Genomic DNA, 15,176 nt, shown 5'->3' with positions numbered 1-15,176 from the left:
CTCGCACAATGATACGGAAGACGGGGCATGCGAATGGCGGATGGCACGCGATCGACCGAACCCGAAGCGCACGGCGGGGCGACGCTGGAGCGCACGCCCCGGGACATTCTGATCGGATCCCTGCTGGTTCTGGCCGGCGGCGCGATGTGGGGCGTCAACGGCACGGTGTCCAAAATCCTCATGTCCGATTACGCGATCGCCCCCGAATGGATCGCCTGCGTGCGCCAGCTCGCCGCCGGTCTGATCTTCCTCGCCTGCGCGGCCATCGCCACGCCAAGGAAGCTGTCCGGCGCGGTGCGGGACGTGCGATCGTGGCCGTCGTTACTGGCCAATGCGGTGGTGTGCGTGCTGCTCGTGCAGGTGGCCTATCTGACTTCGATCGACCTGACCAATTCGGGCACGGCCACCGTGCTGCAGTCCCTCAACCTGCTGTTCGTGCTGCTCTACACCTGCGTGCGCGGCCGCCGCGGGCCGAACGCTCGCGAGGGATTGGGCGTGGCGTTCGCGTTGGTGGGCGTGGTGCTGATCGCCACCGGCGGCAATCTGGGCACGCTGAGCCTGCCGCCCGCGGGACTGGCTTGGGGACTGGTCAACGCGCTGTCCACCGCCGCGCTCGCGATCACCCCGCTGAAACTCATCGCCAAATGGGGTGCCTTCGTGACCAACGGCGTGATGTTCGTCGTTTCCGGACTTTTCATGCTGCCGTTCGTCCGTCCGTGGGAGCATATGCCGCCGCTGGACGCGCGCGGATGGGGGCTGATGGCGTTCACCGTGCTCGCCGGCACGTTCGGCGCGTTCTGGCTGTTTCTGGTCGGTTCCATGAAGGCCGGCCCGATGCGCGCCACGATGCTCGGCACGATGGAGCCGGTCATGGCCACGGTCTCGGCCGTGCTGTGGACGTCGGCGGTGTTCACGCCGGTTGATCTGACCGGGTTCGCGCTGATCATCATCATGGTGTTTTTGGTGCGGTAGCGCGCATCAGGCGGATTCGGCGGGTGGCCGATACGTGCCCTGGCGTGCGTCGCGCAGCGCTGGGAAGAACGCCTCGATCAGAAAGCGCACGAACTGCTCGATCGGCATCGCGTTCGGATCGGCCAGCCACTTGCGCATCACCGCAAGCAGACCGGAGACGTAGAACTCCCTGACGTATTCGCGCGTGGTGGCCGTGGGGGCAGCCGTCGCGGGCACGCCCGCGTACATGGCGATGAGCCGCACGTCCACGTTCTTGATCCGCTCCAGGAATTCGGCGTCGCCGTGTGGTCCCAGCAGCACGGCCAGATAGGGCGCGTCCCGCTTGGTGACGGCCACGAACGCCTGGATCTGGCGCTCCAGCTCCTCCCGGTTCGGCAGGTGTGTGGATGGGATCGCGGTCGGGTCCGTGTGCTCCAGGCCCTCGAACAGATGCCGCCGATGGCTCAGCAGCTCATCCTCGATCTGGTGCAGCAGATCGTACACGCTCTGGTAGTGCAGGTAGAAGGTGGCCCGATTGTATCCGGCGCGCTCGGTGATCTCGCGCACGGAGATCTTCTCGATCGGCTTGACCGCGTACAGTTCCCAGAATGCGTGGCGCAGCCGTGCGCGGGTGCGCGCGGTGACCTCGGGCTGCTTGTTCGCCATGGGTGCCCCCTATCTCTCGACAGCATGTTGCGTATTGGGGAACCATGTTAGTCATGGGCAGGACCGTATGCCCGCGCTATGCGGAGTAGTGGTACAGCGTGCGGCCGTCCGGCGCGGTGATCGCCACGGATGCCGTGGGCTCCAGCGCCAGCTCCACAACGATCGAATCGCGACCGTCCGCGCTTACGGAACGGTACCGGTACCGCTTGTTCTCCAGCAGCAGTTTCTCCGTGCGCGCGCCCATCAGCCAGGGGTGCTGGCGTCGCAGGGCGATGAGCGCCTGATGCGCCCGGTACATCCACGCGCCCACCGGCGACAGCTCGTCGGGGGAGAGGGGGAACTTCGGGCGGATGTCGTCGTCGCCGCCCACGCGCTCCTCCTTGACGCCCACGTAGGCCTGCTCGTCGCCGTAGTAGATGCTCGGCACGCCGCCGGCGGTCATGAGCGCGGCCAGCGCGAGCACCGCGCGTTCCGGGCCGATTTCCGAGGCGATGCGCGTCACATCGTGGTTGCCGATGAACGTCTGCGGCGTGAACGTGTCCAGGAAGCCGTTGTGGCGGGTGAGGTTCCAGTCCAGCTCGAAAAAGTTTTCGGTCTGAATGCTGTGCCGGATCGACTTCCACAGCTCGTACTGCGTGACCGAATCCATGCCCGAATCGCGCACGATGGCCGGGTAGTCGCCGTGGATCACCTCGCCGAAGATCCACGTGTGCGGGTGCTTTGCGCGCACCGCCGGGAGCACATGCCGCCAGAATGAGACGTCCGTGGCATAGGCCGCGTCGAGCCGCCATCCGGCCGCGCCGCGGTCCAGCCAGTGGTTCATCACCCGGGCCACGTAATCGGCCGTGCGGGGATCGGCATGGTTGAGATCTACCAGACCGCCGTGGCCTTCGAACACGTTGAGCTCCGGCCTGCCGTCGGGGCCGGGATGGGTGGCCACCATGCCTGCCCATGGCCCGTCCGCCCGACCGGCCAGCGCGTCCTGCACGGCCGGATGCGCCCATCCCACATGATTGAACACGCCGTCGAGCACCAGGCTCATGCCGTACTCGCGGCACGATTCGGCCAGACGATCGAAGGCCGCGTCCCCGCCCAGACGCACGTCAACATGCATGTGGTCCAGCGTGTCGTAGCCATGCGTGGCCGACTCGAAGATCGGGCCGAGCAACAGGCCGGAGACGCCCAGATCGCGCGCATAGCCCAGCCAGTCGACGATCGAATCGAGGCCCCGGCCATGGAACTCGCGCGGGCCGGACGGGCGGATGTCCGCGCCCACGAAGCCCAGCGGATAGATGTGCCACCAGATGCCGTAGCGCACCCAGTCGGGCATGGGACGGGAGCTGGCGGGGACGGGGGAATGATCGGAAGACGGATGCATAGTGGCCTCCTTCATACGGTGATTCCATTGTGGCAGAGAACCGCCGCACCGGCATCCGACGCCACGCCGTCCCCCTGTGCGCCTTGTGCGGTATGCCTTGTGCGCCGTCAGCTGCCGAAGTCGATGTCGCCCAGCTTCTCGATGAGCTTCATGTTCTCGCGGTAATCCACCGGGCAGGCGATGATGTCCACGCCCGAGCCGCTTCTCAGGGCCGAGCGCAGCACCGGGTAGAGCTCGTCCGCCGCGGTGATCTCGTGGCCCTTCGCGCCGAAGCTGGAGGCCAGCTCCACCACGTCCGGGTTGCCGAAGTCCACGTACTCGTGGCTGCCGTCGTGGATGTCCATCTTCCACTTGATCAGGCCGTACGCCTCGTCCACCCACACGAGCACCACCATGCGGGCGCCCACGCGCACGGCCGTTTCCAGCTCCTGCACGTTCATCATGAAGCTGCCGTCGCCCATCACCGCGAGCACCGGCCGTCCCGGATGCTCCAGCGAGGCGGCCACCGCGCCCGGCAGCGTCCAGGCCATGGTGGACAGGGAGTTGTCGATCACGCAGGTGTTCGAATAGTACGTGGGGTACAGGCGGGCCATCCACATCTTCAGGGCACCCGTGTCCACCAATGTGATGTCCGTGTCGGTCTCCATGGCCCGGCGGGTCTCGTAGACCACGCGCTGGGGCTTCATGGGGAACGCGTCGTCGTCGGCGTGGGACATGTATTCGTCCGTGAGCAGCTCGTGGATCTTCGGGTGCGATTCGTCGAAGCTGACGTGATGCGCCTTGAGCCCGGCGATCAGCGCGGCCAGCGTCGCGTCGATGTCGCCCATGATGTTCAGGGCCGTGGAGTAGTGCGCGTCGGTGTCCTCGGCGAACGTGTTGATGTGGATGATCGTCTTGTCGTCGTTCGGGTTGATCTTCTTCGGATCGAACTGCTGGATGGAGAAGCCGATGGCGATGATCAGATCGGCCTGGTCGAACGCGAAGTTCTCATAGTCGTGGCGCATGAAGCCCACCACGCCCAGCGCGTTGGGGATGCGGTCGGAGATCACGCCCTTGCCCTCGAACGTGGTGGCCACCGGCACGTTGAGCTGCTCGGCCAGCGCCAGCAGCCGGTTCTCCGCATGCCCGCGCGCCACGCCGTTGCCCGCCAGGATGATGGGATGCCTGGCGCCGGCGATGATGTCCACGGCCTCCTCGATGGTGCCGGTCGTGGGCACGATCTGCACCGGTTTGGGCAGGGGGAGCGGCTTGGCGCCTTCCGGAGCGGGCATCTCCGCCACATCCTCGGGCAGGATCAGGCAGGTGGCGCCCGGTCGCTTGCGCTGGGCGATGGAGAAGGCCTTGCGGATCATCTCCGGCACGGACTCCGGGGTCATGACCATGCTCGTCCACTGGGTGAGCGGTCGGAACACGGATTCAAGGTCGATGATCTGGTGCGACTCCTTGTACAGGCGTCCCACATCGCCCTGCGCGCAGATGGCGACCAGCGGCACGGTGCTCGCATTGGCCTGTGCCACCGGCAGCGTGAGGTTCAGCGCGCCGGGTCCCAGCGTGGCCAGGCACACGCCCGGCTCTCCGGTCAGATGCCCGTGCGTGGCCGCCATGAAGCCGGCTCCCTGCTCGTGGCGGGTCAGGATGAATCGGATGCGCCCGTCGCGTTCGATGGCCTCCATGAGCGGGATGTTCTCCTCGCCCGGGATGCCGAACATCACGCGCACGCCCTCGTTGACGAGGCATTCGACGAACAGATCGGCCGTGGTCCTGACATGCTTGCTCTGGTTGCTCATTGCGCTCCTTGCTTCGCTCACGGGCCGATAGCATGGCACCGCCGTATGACGTCCGTGTTTCCGGTGGCATGCCCCGATTGTCCGGGTCGGTGCCTTTGCAGCCGGTCTTTGCAGCCGGGACATCCTGCATTCACCGTTCGCGCGCTTGTTATTCATCTTGATCTGCCATGATTGGATCATGGAACAACAACACGCAAAGATGCATGAATGGGTCACCGGGGATCACGAGTTCGCGCGCCGCCAGTGGAAGGGCTTGCCCCTATGGGTGGTCTTCCTCCTCACCGTCGTGTTCGCGTCGGCGTTGGCGTACGTATTCTTTTTCCTCGTCCCCCTGGACGGGTCTTTGGACCGCGTCATCGCCGCGCTGCGACTGCCTGCGGGCTGGCAGGGGCGTCTCATCCTGGGCGCCGCGTTCGTGGTCGTGGCGACGCTGGGCATGATCCACTCCTCGTGGAACCAGGGACGGGGCATGCCCGACGATCTGGTGGGCGTGGATCCAGACGACTTCGATCTCGACCTGCGCTACGGCTCCGACTATACGGACAGCGACGGTGACACGCGGCACCGTCGCATATCCGCGATCGTGTTCACCCCCGACGTGCACCGGACCTTTACCCTGCCCATGCGGAGGGATGACGGGAAGCTCACGCGCGTGCAGTTCACCATCGATCAGGGGCAGATCCGCTGCGATGGCGATGACGGGACGGAGTCTAGCGAGGATGACTACCGGCTGGACGAAGGCGTCACGATGAAGGGGAGCATCGTCGTTGTGTCGTGATGGCGATGCTGGCCGACATGCTCAGCACTCCACCACGTTGACCGCAAGGCCGCCCTGCGAGGTCTCCTTGTATTTGCTCATCATGTCCGCGCCGGTCTGCTTCATGGTGCGGATCGCCTGGTCGAGGGAGACCACGTGCGAGCCGTCGCCCAGCATGGCCATGCGGGCCGCGTTGATGGCCGTGTTCGCCGCCATTGCGTTGCGTTCGATGCACGGGATCTGCACCAGCCCGCCGATCGGGTCGCAGGTGAGCCCCAGATTGTGCTCAATGCCGATCTCCGCCGCGTTCTCCACCTGCGCCGGCGTGCCGCCCAGCACCGCGCACATGCCGGCCGCGGCCATGGAGCAGGCCGACCCGACCTCGCCCTGGCAGCCCACCTCGGCGCCGGAGATGGAGGCGTTGCGCTTGAACAGCATGCCCACCGCGCCGGCGGTGAGCAGGAAGCGGATCACGCCGTCCTCGCTCGGATCGTCGGCGAACAGCCAGTAATAGTGCAGCACGGCCGGGATGATGCCGGCCGAACCGTTCGTGGGGGCAGTGACGATCCGCCCGCCGCCCGCGTTCTCCTCGCTCACCGCGAGGGCGAACAGATCCACCCATTCCACGGCCGATGCACGGTCGGACAGCGAATGGCCCGGTCCGGACGGGTTGCTGGGATCGAGCGGATCGGCGGTGAACCGGGCGTATAGCTTCGGGGCGCGCCGGGCCACCTCAAGTCCACCGGGAAGGATCGGCTCCGCGCTCGTGCAGCCGTTGTGCACGCATTCGCGCATCACGCGCCACACCTTGAGCAGCGAGGCGCGCAGATCGTCGGCCGCATGACGGGCGAGCGGGGAATCCATGTCCACCGGCGTCTCGCTGCCGCCAGTGCGCATGGCGATCTCGTTGCGCCACACCAGTTCGGCGATCGAAATGCCCTCGCGCGCGCAGATCGCCAGCATTTCCTCGGCGGAGGTGAACGGGTGGGGGACCGGGGTTTCCGCGGCGTCCGTGGCGTTGGGGGCGTCGGTGGCGTTGGTGGTATTGACGGTGGCTGGATCGTCGGCGTGCTCGGCGTCGCCCGGCTTGGCCGGTTCCAGATCGGCCGGCACGCCCTGCTGGATGAATCCGCCGCCCACGGAGAACCACACGTCATCGGCCAGCGGACGGCCGTCCGCGGCGCTTGCCTCGAAGCGCATGCCGTTCGGGTGCCGGCGCGGGGTGATCCACCGCTCGAAGACGATGTCGCGATCGTACACGAAGGGAAGACTGCGGGTGCCGGCCAGACGGATCACGCCGTCGCGATCCACGCGCTCGCGGATGTGCAGCAGATCGGCCGTGTCCACGTCGTTCGGCAGGGATCCCTCCAGCCCGGCGATCGCCGCGCGATCGGTGCCGTGGCCCAGACCGGTGGAGGCGAGGGAGCCGTAGAGCGTGACCTTCACGTTCGCCACATCGTCCAGAATTCCGCGGTCTGCGAGCGATCCGGCGAACGCCGCTGCGGCGCGCATGGGGCCCACCGTATGCGATGAGGACGGGCCGACGCCGATCGAGAACATATCCAGCACGCTGAGCATCCGCAAACCTCCGAATCCGAATGGTGGACTATCACTTGACAACACAAGGGTAAGGCATGAATGTACCGGACGTCTGATCTCCGGGTTTCGCGCGTCGCTACCCGCCGACCCGTCATCCTGAGCGAGGCGAGCGCCCTTCCAATCCTGCGCGTAGCGTTCGTCATCCTGAGCGCGCAGTGAGAGCTCTCCCGCGTCATCCTGAGCGGAGCGAAGGATCCTTAATCTTGTGCGGATAGTTAAGGATCCTTCGCTCCGCCCTGTCGGACTTCGCTCAGGATGACGTTGCCCTTCATGTCGAACGCTTGGCCGGGCGTGTGACCCGGCGTGCGTGACCGGGTGTGCGCTGTGACCGGGCGTGTGACATGGCGTGCCCATTCCCGGTCACAGGGATTTCAAAATGGCTTTATTTCAACGTTTCTGACACCCCGTGACCGGGCGTGTCCACACCTTGTCACGCTCCCGGTCACACCGCACGCCGTGTCACACGCCCGGTCACACGCCGTGTCACGCCCCCGGTCGCGTCGAGTCCCGGAACCGGCCCGATCTGCCCAGTTCTGCCCACGTTCACTCCCGGCTCATGCCCGATCTGCCCAGTTCTCGTCTAGCTCGCCTAATCCGCACCGCAAACTGGGCAGATCGGGCCTCTCGTCGCGCAAACTGGGCAGATCATGCCATTTGGAGGCCGAAAATCGGTCGCAGAATACCGGATCTGCCCAGTTTGCGAATCCAGTGTCCCGATTTGCCCAGTTTGTGGGTGGGGCACCGCAGGTGGCACTTCCGCCGTCATCCTGAGCGCAGTTCCGTCCCAGTCATCCTGAGCGAAGCGAAGGATCCTTAACCTTGTGCATGAATTAAGGATCCTTCGACTCCGCTTTGCTCCGCTCAGGATGACGGGCAGGCTACGCTCCGCTCAGGATGACAAATCGGGATGTCCCCATCGTCCCCGGCCGTCGGAATACTGGATGTCGACTCATCCCGCGCGGAAATCCAAGGAGGATCATGCGGTATTTCGAAGAGACGATCAATGGCGTCGACGGCTCCGAAGCCCTGTTCCGGGGCTATGTGATCAGCAATTCCGAAGCGATGGATCCGGATCGCGTGCGTCCGGCCGTGCTCATCCTGCCCGGCGGCGGCTATACGCGCACCTCCCCGCGCGAGGCCGAACCCATCGCGCTCAAGATGCTGGGCTACGGCTATCAGGCGTTCATCCTCGACTACTCCTGCGCGCCCAGCGAATATCCGGTCGCGCTGCTTGAGACCGCCGAAGCCATGCGTCGGATCCGCACGCATGCCGCCGAATGGCACATCGATCCGGATGCGATCGTGATCTGCGGCTTCTCCGCCGGAGGACACGCGGCCGCATTCTTCAGTGAACGGTGGAACGGCGCCGAGGTGCGCGAGCACGGCTTCGACCCGGAGGAGATCCGCCCGAACGGCATGCTGCTGGGTTACCCGGTCATCACTTCCGGCCCGTATGCGCACCGCGGATCGATCGACAACCTCCTTGGCCCCGAGCGCAAGGACGATCCGAAGTGGCTGGATCTCGTCTCGCTGGAACGCCATGTCACCGCCGACGTGCCGCCCACGTTCGTGTGGACCACGGTGACCGATCGCTCCGTGCCCGTGCAGAACACGCTGCTGTTCGTCAACGCGCTGGTGGATGCCGGCGTCAACGTGGAGGTCCACATCTTCCCCGAAGGCAATCACGGTTCTAGCCTGGGCACCAGGGAGACCGACAATCCGACGGGCTGGATCGGCAACCTCACGTGCGTGCAGATCTGGCCCGATCTTGTCGACCGGTGGATTCAGGGGCGGTTCCCGAACGCCACCTCGTGGAAGTGACGGCGGCTGCCCGCTTCGACGGAGAGACATAGGGCTCTGGTGGATGCAAAAGAGCCGGCCCGGAGGATTCCGGAACCGGCTCTGATCTATCGTTGCGCGGCGCGGGTTCATTCGCCCGCCGCACTCGCCGATCAGGCGTACTTGGCGGAGGCGACGCCCTCGCGGCGGATGGTGAAGTTGCGGTTCATGCGCAGGTACATCTCGGCGCCGGCGCGGCCCACATCGCGGTGGGTGAACAGCATGCGGATGGCGAAGGCGGTCTTGCCGTCCTCGGACAGGTTCTTGAACGCGGCGTGGGCATCCCAGCCGTCGGCGGCCACGGCCTCGTTCGGCACGTAGGCGTAGCCGTAGCCGTCCTCGTTCACGTAGCCCAGGAAGGGCAGATCCCAAGCGTTGTGCTTGGTCAGTTCGGCCTTGTAGGCGTCGACCTCGACCAGCGCGCTGTCCGGGATGCCGAAGGACTTGGCGATCTCGTTGGCGTGGGCGGTCTTCTCCTCGGGCGACTTGGAGTACCAGGACGATTCAACGTCGATGAGCTTCTCGTTGGACATGTTCATTACCTCCGCAATAAGAACAGATCATATGTTCGTTTTGAACACGAGCACTACGCTATCACCGGCTGGAAGCGTGCGAGGTTTCCTCGGTGAGACGTAGGGTGAACGGCCGGTTTCTGAAGTGTAAATTCGTTGGAATTTCAACGATTATGAGGTTCCTCTTCCGTGAGTGGTCTGGTGCAAACGGAGGCACTGCAACATACTTCATACGGAATCGAACAGGCCGTGTGCGGAAAGTGAGCATGTTGCATAGCAAATGAACAAATCCACAGATGTGCTGATCGTTTCTCGTAACATGGCCGTAACAAATGCCGTTTGCCGTATCCGTGACGGCGGATCAGCCGGCCAATCCCATCCCGATCTTCAAGGTCACCACGCGCACCGCAGCATCAGCCACCAGATCCGCAAATGCCGCGTCGGATTTCGCCCGCGCCACAAGCCCGTCGATGATCGGCCGCACGTAGTCGCTCGCACCGATGCACGCCAAGTCGCCGCCGGCCTCCACCAACCGCACGCCCAGCTGATCGGTCGCGATGCCGCCCAATGCCTCCGCGGACAGCGAATCGGAGATCACCACGCCCTGGTAGCCCGCCTTGCCGCGCAGATGATCGGTCACGATCGCCTTTGAGAACGCGGCCGGCGCCGATCCGTCGATGTTCGCGTACGTAGCCAGTGACATCATCACCATCGCCGGCTGGGCCTGGCGAATCGCATCGTCGAAGGCCGCGACCGCCTTGTCGCCGAGCGCGGTGGTCCGGTCCGTGATCCCCTCGGCCGTGAAATCGGTGTTGCCGGTCACGCCGCCAAGCCCCGGATAGTGCTTGACGGCCGATTGCACGCCGGCGTCGCGCATGCCCTGCACGAACGCCACGCCATGGTCGGCGTTGCCGGCCGCGTCCAGTCCGAAATCCCGGTTCAGCGCGCCGATGGGCGCATTCGACTTGCGCGCCACCCGCACGGTGTCCAGCACGGGCGCCAGATCCACGTTGACGCCGGCCGATGCGAGCTCGCCGCCCCAAGTCGCGGCCGAGTTGCGCAGGGCATCCGTGCTCATCTTGCCCCGTCTGACCGCGCTCGGCATGGTACTGAATCCCTCGCCGGTCAGGTGCTGGACGCTGCCGCCCTCCTGGTCGGTGGCGATGATCAGCCCGTTGCCGGCCGGCGCGTACGACTGCAGCGCCTTCGTCGCTTGGGACACGCCCGCCACGCCGGTCTTCCATTTGCCGAGCACCAGAACCGATCCCACATGATCATCGCGGATCAGCGGCTCGATCTGCGAGGCGTCCGTCCCTGCGAACAGCGGGACCATGACCAGCTGGCCGATCCGCTCCTCAAGGCTCATCGACGCGACCATCGCGCGGGCCCGGGACTGCGGCGAATCGTCGGTCGCGGCGGGGGAGGAAGAACCATCGGGGGAAGAAGAATCGGCGGGCGAGGGAAGCGCTGCGGAAGAGGAAGCCGCGGAGGGGCTGCCCCCGGACAGATTGGAATCGTCGCCGTTCGGCGCGGATTGGGTGCCGATCGCACCGCATCCGGCCAGGACCAGGCACATCACGATCGCGCAGATCGCGGCCAGCGGCGCTGGGAGAGCCTTACGGGCGGAACGGGGGAAAGACATACGCATACCCCCGATTATGCGACATCATCGTCCCCTTCATGGTCCCAAACGGGGATTCAGCCCAGCGCGAGCCGAATCTCCCCATATCCCGCTAGGCTGGCGTTATGTCGTTTTTTGATGCATTCGGTGGGATATTCGACCCGAACTACGATCCCCGAAAGAAGGGGGACCGTGGTTCACGATCGGGACGCGGCGATGATGATCCGATCATCATCAACGTCGAGTCGGATGGGGACGATGGGCGGGACGCCAACGCGGGCGGTCCGTCCAACGGCTCCGGCATGCCCCCCTACCGGCCCAGTGCGCCGCGCATCGCACGCCAGCCCCAGCGCCCCCACTCCAGTCGCGGCAGCCGCATCCTGTGGGGCGTCGTGGTGGCGCTCGTGGTGGTCGCCGCGCTGTTCTTCGGCCTGTCCCGTTTCATCACCGACCTGATGTGGTACGGCCAGCTCGGCTTCGCCTCCGTGGTGTGGACGCAGCTGGGAGTCAAGGTGGGCCTGTGGGTCGCCTACGCGCTCGTCATGGGTCTGGTGACCTTCGTGTCAGCGTGGCTGGCCATCCGCGCCCGCCCGGACGCGGCGGACGGGTCCACGTTCCGCGTGAACGGCGATGTGATCGAGGTGGGCAAGGGCCTGAGCTCCAAGCGCGCCATCCGCGCGGCCGTGGTGGTTTCGCTCATCATCGGCGTGGTGTTCGGCTCCCAGTTCAACGCCAACTGGTCCGAGATCCTGCTCATGTTCCACAACCAGTCCTTCGGGACTGTGGACCCGCAGTTCGGCATCGACAACGGCTTCTACGTCTTCGTGCTGCCGGGCCTCAAACTGGTGTGCTCGGCCGTCGCGCTGCTCCTGTTCGTGGGCGTGATCGCCTCCCTGGTCACGCATTTCCTCATGGGCGGCATCCGCCTGCAGATGCCCGTGCGCGGCAAGTCGATCTTCAGCGTCACCACGCGTGCCCGCCGCCAGCTCGGCGTGTGGATCATCCTCAACTTCCTGATGCTCGGCGGCAACATGGTCCTCAACATGTTCGACCAGCTCACCGCCGACGGCGACCGCGTCACCGGCGCAACCTACGTCTCCGTGCACGCCACCATCCCCATGACCATCGTCACGGCGGCCCTCATCGCTCTGCTCGGCGTGGTGCTCGGCGTGTGGATCATGACCACCAAGGCTCTTGGCGGCGCGCCCTCGGCGAACGCCCTCGAGGCCTTCCGCGTGTGGCGCACCCCGGTCGTCTCCGTGGCGATCGTGGTGGTGGCCGCCATGGTGCTCAACGTGGTCTGGCCCGTGCTGCTCCAGCGCTTCAAGGTCAACCCGAACGCGCAGGAGCTCGAATCCACGTACATCCAGCGCAACATCGACGCCACCACCAAGGCGTACGGGCTGGACAACATCAAGGTGGAGGAGTACAACGCCACCACGCAGGGCAAGTCCGGCGCGCTCGCGGAGAGCGCGGACACCACCGCGCAGATCCGCCTGCTGGACCCGCAGGTGGTCGCCTCCACGTTCAAGCAGCTGCAGCAGTCCAAGCAGTACTACACCTTCGCGGACACCCTCGCCGTGGACAAGTACGATGTGAACGGCGAAAGCCAGGACACGGTGATCGCCGCGCGCGAGATCAACCTCGCCGGCAACGACAACCGCAACTGGGTCAACGACCACACCGTGTACACGCACGGCTACGGCATCGTGGCCGCGTACGGCAACAAGGTGACCGCCGACGGACAGCCGGAGTTCTTCGAGAAGGACATCCCCACGTCCGGCGCGCTGACCGACTCCGAAAAGTACGAGCCGCGCATCTACTTCTCCCCGAACGCGCCGGAGTACTCCATCGTGGGCGCGCCCGAGGGCACCGCGTCCTGGGAGTTCGACTACCCGACTGGATCGCAGGGCGCCACCACCACCTTCAACGGCGACGGCGGCCCGTCCGTGGGCAACATCTTCGCCCGCCTGCTCTATGCGGTCCGCTTCGGCTCTGACCAGATCCTCTTCTCCGACCGCGTCACCTCCGACTCGCAGATCCTGTACGACCGCAGCCCCAAGGAGCGCGTGGCGAAGGTGGCCCCGTACCTCACGCTCGACGGACGCGTGTACCCGGCCGTGGTGGACGGCCGCGTCAAGTGGATCGTGGACGGCTACACCACCTCCGCGAACTACCCGTACTCGCAGACCGTGGATCTGGGCGCCGTGACCGAGGATTCCACCACCGAGTCCTCCGCCACCATCAAGAGCCTCACCTCCCAGAAGGCCAACTACATCCGCAACTCGGTCAAGGCCACCGTGGACGCCTACGACGGTTCGGTGGACCTGTACGCCTGGGATGCGAACGATCCGGTGCTCAAGGCATGGGAGGGCATTTTCCCCGGCCAGTACCACCCCATTTCGGAGATCTCCGGCGACCTGATGAGCCACATCCGCTATCCGGAGAGCCTGTTCAAGGTGCAGCGCGAGCTGCTCGCCAAGTACCACGTCCAGAGCGCGAACCAGTTCTTCTCCGGCGAGGACTTCTGGCAGACGCCCACGGATCCCACCGAGCCGGACAGCCAGCGCGCCGAGGGCATCAAGCAGCCGCCGTACTACCTGACCCTGCAGACCGGCGGCAGCAAGGAGCCCATCTTCTCGCTGACCTCCACGTACATCCCCGCCGGCACCGCCACGCGCGAAATCCTCACGGGCTTCCTGTCCGTCGATTCGGATGCGGGCAACGAGAAGGGCGTGATCGGCGACAACTATGGCACGCTGAGGCTCATGGAGCTGCCCAAGAACACCAACGTGCCCGGTCCCGGCCAGGCGCAGAACAACTTCAACGCCAACGCGGACGTGTCCAAGGAGCTCAACCTCCTGCAGTCCGGCTCCACGAACGTGGTGCGCGGCAACCTGCTCACGCTGCCCATCGGCGGCGGACTGGTGTACGTGCAGCCCGTGTACGTGCAGTCCAGCGGCACCACCAGCTTCCCGCTCATGAAGAAGGTGCTCGTGGCGTTCGGCGACCAGGTGGGCTTCGCGGATACGCTCGACGAGGCGCTCGACCAGGTGTTCGGCGGCGATTCCGGTGCCTCCGCCGGTGACGCCGCCAACTCCGACGGCAAGGAGACCACCAAGCCGCAGGTTGACGGCTCGGGAACGTCCGGGTCCGGGACCTCGTCCGGCTCGGGTACGTCCGGAACCACCGGTTCGACCGATGGCTCCACCCCGTCGCCGTCCGCATCGCCCTCCGCATCGGGCTCCACGGACCTGAAGCAGGCCCTGCAGGATGCCTCCCAGGCCATGAAGGATTCCGACGCCGCCATGAAGAACGGCGACTGGGCGGCCTATGGCGAGGCCCAGAAGAAGCTGCAGGACTCCCTCAACAAGGCCCTCGCCGCACAGCAGTAGTAAGTTCCCCTGAGCCGAAGGATCCTTGATTCCCGAACGAATCAGGGATCCTTCGGCTTTATGCCTTCAAATCCCCACCCCAACAGCAATCGAGTCGTCATGCCCAATTCCCCATACCGCATCCGCCCCGCCGAATCCGATGACGTCGCCGCCATCGCGCGCATCTACAACGCCGCCGTGGAGGCCGGCGGATCCACGGCCGACCTTGAGTCCCAAACCCTGGAACAGCGCCGTGCATGGGTGGAGTCCCACAAGCCGCCGTACGTGGTCGCCGTGATCGAGGACGCGGCCGCGGCCGAAGGGGACGACCCGGTGATCGGTTTCGGCGCCCTGTCCGTGTTCTACGACCGCCCCGGCTACGACGGCGTGACGGATCTCGCATACTACATCGCCCCGGAGGCCCAGGGCGGGGGAGCGGGCACGGCGATGCTCGACTGGCTGCTTGCCGCCGCGCGTGAACGGAACATGCGCAAGGCGATCGGCATCATCTTCGCCGACAACGCCGGATCGGTGGCCCTGATGCGCCGCTTCGGCTTCACCCAATTCGGTCTGCTGCCCGCCGCCGCGACCGATGCCACGGGGAAGATGCACGACATGTCGTACTGGTATTTGGAGCTGTGACGGTGTGTCGAACATTTGTACGATGGTGTAGATAGTGTTGTACCCATAAC

At 65.6% G+C, this 15,176-nt stretch carries 11 protein-coding genes; 5 read left to right on the top strand and 6 right to left on the bottom strand.

What is annotated here, in order from left to right; all coding sequences use genetic code 11:
- Window positions 1-27 precede the first annotated feature (27 nt).
- A complete protein-coding gene (locus EMO90_RS03425; RefSeq protein WP_223849638.1) occupies window positions 28-972 on the top strand; it encodes a DMT family transporter in 945 nt (314 codons plus the stop codon).
- Between the two features lie 6 nt (window positions 973-978).
- Here the strand turns inward: EMO90_RS03425 and EMO90_RS03420 are convergent, their stop codons facing one another.
- The 3 genes from EMO90_RS03420 to EMO90_RS03410 form a co-directional block, all read right to left on the bottom strand.
- Window positions 979-1,617, bottom strand: a complete 639-nt coding sequence (locus EMO90_RS03420; protein ID WP_150353088.1) for a TetR/AcrR family transcriptional regulator — start codon at window positions 1,615-1,617, stop codon at window positions 979-981.
- A 76-nt stretch (window positions 1,618-1,693) separates the two neighbouring features.
- Complete coding sequence (locus EMO90_RS03415) at window positions 1,694-2,947, bottom strand: alpha-amylase family protein (RefSeq protein WP_150353151.1); 1,254 nt, start codon at window positions 2,945-2,947, stop codon at window positions 1,694-1,696.
- A gap of 155 nt (window positions 2,948-3,102) precedes the next feature.
- Window positions 3,103-4,782 (bottom strand): acetolactate synthase large subunit, encoded by a 1,680-nt coding sequence (locus EMO90_RS03410; protein WP_150353087.1) that lies wholly within the window; start codon window positions 4,780-4,782, stop codon window positions 3,103-3,105.
- Window positions 4,783-4,960: 178 nt separating this feature from the next.
- Between EMO90_RS03410 and EMO90_RS03405 the strand changes: the two genes are divergently transcribed.
- Complete coding sequence (locus tag EMO90_RS03405; protein ID WP_150353086.1) at window positions 4,961-5,560, top strand: hypothetical protein; 600 nt, start codon at window positions 4,961-4,963, stop codon at window positions 5,558-5,560.
- 21 nt (window positions 5,561-5,581) lie between these two features.
- On the opposite strand, the gene EMO90_RS03400 is transcribed toward EMO90_RS03405, so the two are convergent.
- Complete coding sequence (locus EMO90_RS03400; RefSeq protein ID WP_190971905.1) at window positions 5,582-7,117, bottom strand: L-serine ammonia-lyase; 1,536 nt, start codon at window positions 7,115-7,117, stop codon at window positions 5,582-5,584.
- A gap of 999 nt (window positions 7,118-8,116) precedes the next feature.
- On the opposite strand from EMO90_RS03400, the gene EMO90_RS03395 reads away from it, so the two are divergent.
- Window positions 8,117-8,959: an alpha/beta hydrolase gene (locus EMO90_RS03395; RefSeq protein ID WP_150353085.1), complete on the top strand. Its 843-nt coding sequence runs from the start codon at window positions 8,117-8,119 to the stop codon at window positions 8,957-8,959.
- Window positions 8,960-9,090: 131 nt separating this feature from the next.
- Here EMO90_RS03395 and EMO90_RS03390 read toward each other — a convergent pair whose 3' ends face one another.
- Both EMO90_RS03390 and EMO90_RS03385 read right to left on the bottom strand, forming a co-directional pair.
- Entirely contained in the window at window positions 9,091-9,510 is a 420-nt protein-coding gene (locus EMO90_RS03390) for a glycerophosphodiester phosphodiesterase (RefSeq protein ID WP_150353084.1), read from the bottom strand.
- 340 nt (window positions 9,511-9,850) lie between these two features.
- On the bottom strand, window positions 9,851-11,137 hold the full coding sequence (locus EMO90_RS03385) for a glycoside hydrolase family 3 N-terminal domain-containing protein (RefSeq protein WP_150353083.1): 1,287 nt from the start codon (window positions 11,135-11,137) through the stop codon (window positions 9,851-9,853).
- Between the two features lie 98 nt (window positions 11,138-11,235).
- On the opposite strand from EMO90_RS03385, the gene EMO90_RS03380 reads away from it, so the two are divergent.
- The gene (locus EMO90_RS03380; protein ID WP_150353082.1) at window positions 11,236-14,505 is read left to right on the top strand and encodes a UPF0182 family membrane protein; all 3,270 of its coding nucleotides are present in this window, start codon (window positions 11,236-11,238) and stop codon (window positions 14,503-14,505) included.
- Window positions 14,506-14,604: 99 nt separating this feature from the next.
- On the top strand, window positions 14,605-15,126 hold the full coding sequence (locus tag EMO90_RS03375; protein WP_150353081.1) for a GNAT family N-acetyltransferase: 522 nt from the start codon (window positions 14,605-14,607) through the stop codon (window positions 15,124-15,126).
- Window positions 15,127-15,176 lie beyond the last annotated feature (50 nt).

Source organism: Bifidobacterium vespertilionis, from assembly GCF_008698145.1.
GTDB lineage: Bacteria > Actinomycetota > Actinomycetes > Actinomycetales > Bifidobacteriaceae > Bifidobacterium > Bifidobacterium vespertilionis.
Note: the sequence above shows the minus strand (reverse complement) of the source record. Positions and strands in the feature narration are given on the sequence as shown.

What these genes read in the sequence shown, in the direction of transcription:
- EMO90_RS03425 (WP_223849638.1), top strand. Translation starts at nt 28, where the DNA reads ATGCGAATGGCGGATGGCACGCGATCGACCGAACCCGAAGCGCACGGC.
- EMO90_RS03420 (WP_150353088.1), bottom strand. Translation starts at nt 1,617, where the DNA reads ATGGCGAACAAGCAGCCCGAGGTCACCGCGCGCACCCGCGCACGGCTG.
- EMO90_RS03415 (WP_150353151.1), bottom strand. Translation starts at nt 2,947, where the DNA reads ATGCCCGACTGGGTGCGCTACGGCATCTGGTGGCACATCTATCCGCTG.
- EMO90_RS03410 (WP_150353087.1), bottom strand. Translation starts at nt 4,782, where the DNA reads ATGAGCAACCAGAGCAAGCATGTCAGGACCACGGCCGATCTGTTCGTC.
- EMO90_RS03405 (WP_150353086.1), top strand. Translation starts at nt 4,961, where the DNA reads ATGGAACAACAACACGCAAAGATGCATGAATGGGTCACCGGGGATCAC.
- EMO90_RS03400 (WP_190971905.1), bottom strand. Translation starts at nt 7,117, where the DNA reads ATGCTCAGCGTGCTGGATATGTTCTCGATCGGCGTCGGCCCGTCCTCA.
- EMO90_RS03395 (WP_150353085.1), top strand. Translation starts at nt 8,117, where the DNA reads ATGCGGTATTTCGAAGAGACGATCAATGGCGTCGACGGCTCCGAAGCC.
- EMO90_RS03390 (WP_150353084.1), bottom strand. Translation starts at nt 9,510, where the DNA reads ATGTCCAACGAGAAGCTCATCGACGTTGAATCGTCCTGGTACTCCAAG.
- EMO90_RS03385 (WP_150353083.1), bottom strand. Translation starts at nt 11,137, where the DNA reads ATGCGTATGTCTTTCCCCCGTTCCGCCCGTAAGGCTCTCCCAGCGCCG.
- EMO90_RS03380 (WP_150353082.1), top strand. Translation starts at nt 11,236, where the DNA reads ATGTCGTTTTTTGATGCATTCGGTGGGATATTCGACCCGAACTACGAT.
- EMO90_RS03375 (WP_150353081.1), top strand. Translation starts at nt 14,605, where the DNA reads ATGCCCAATTCCCCATACCGCATCCGCCCCGCCGAATCCGATGACGTC.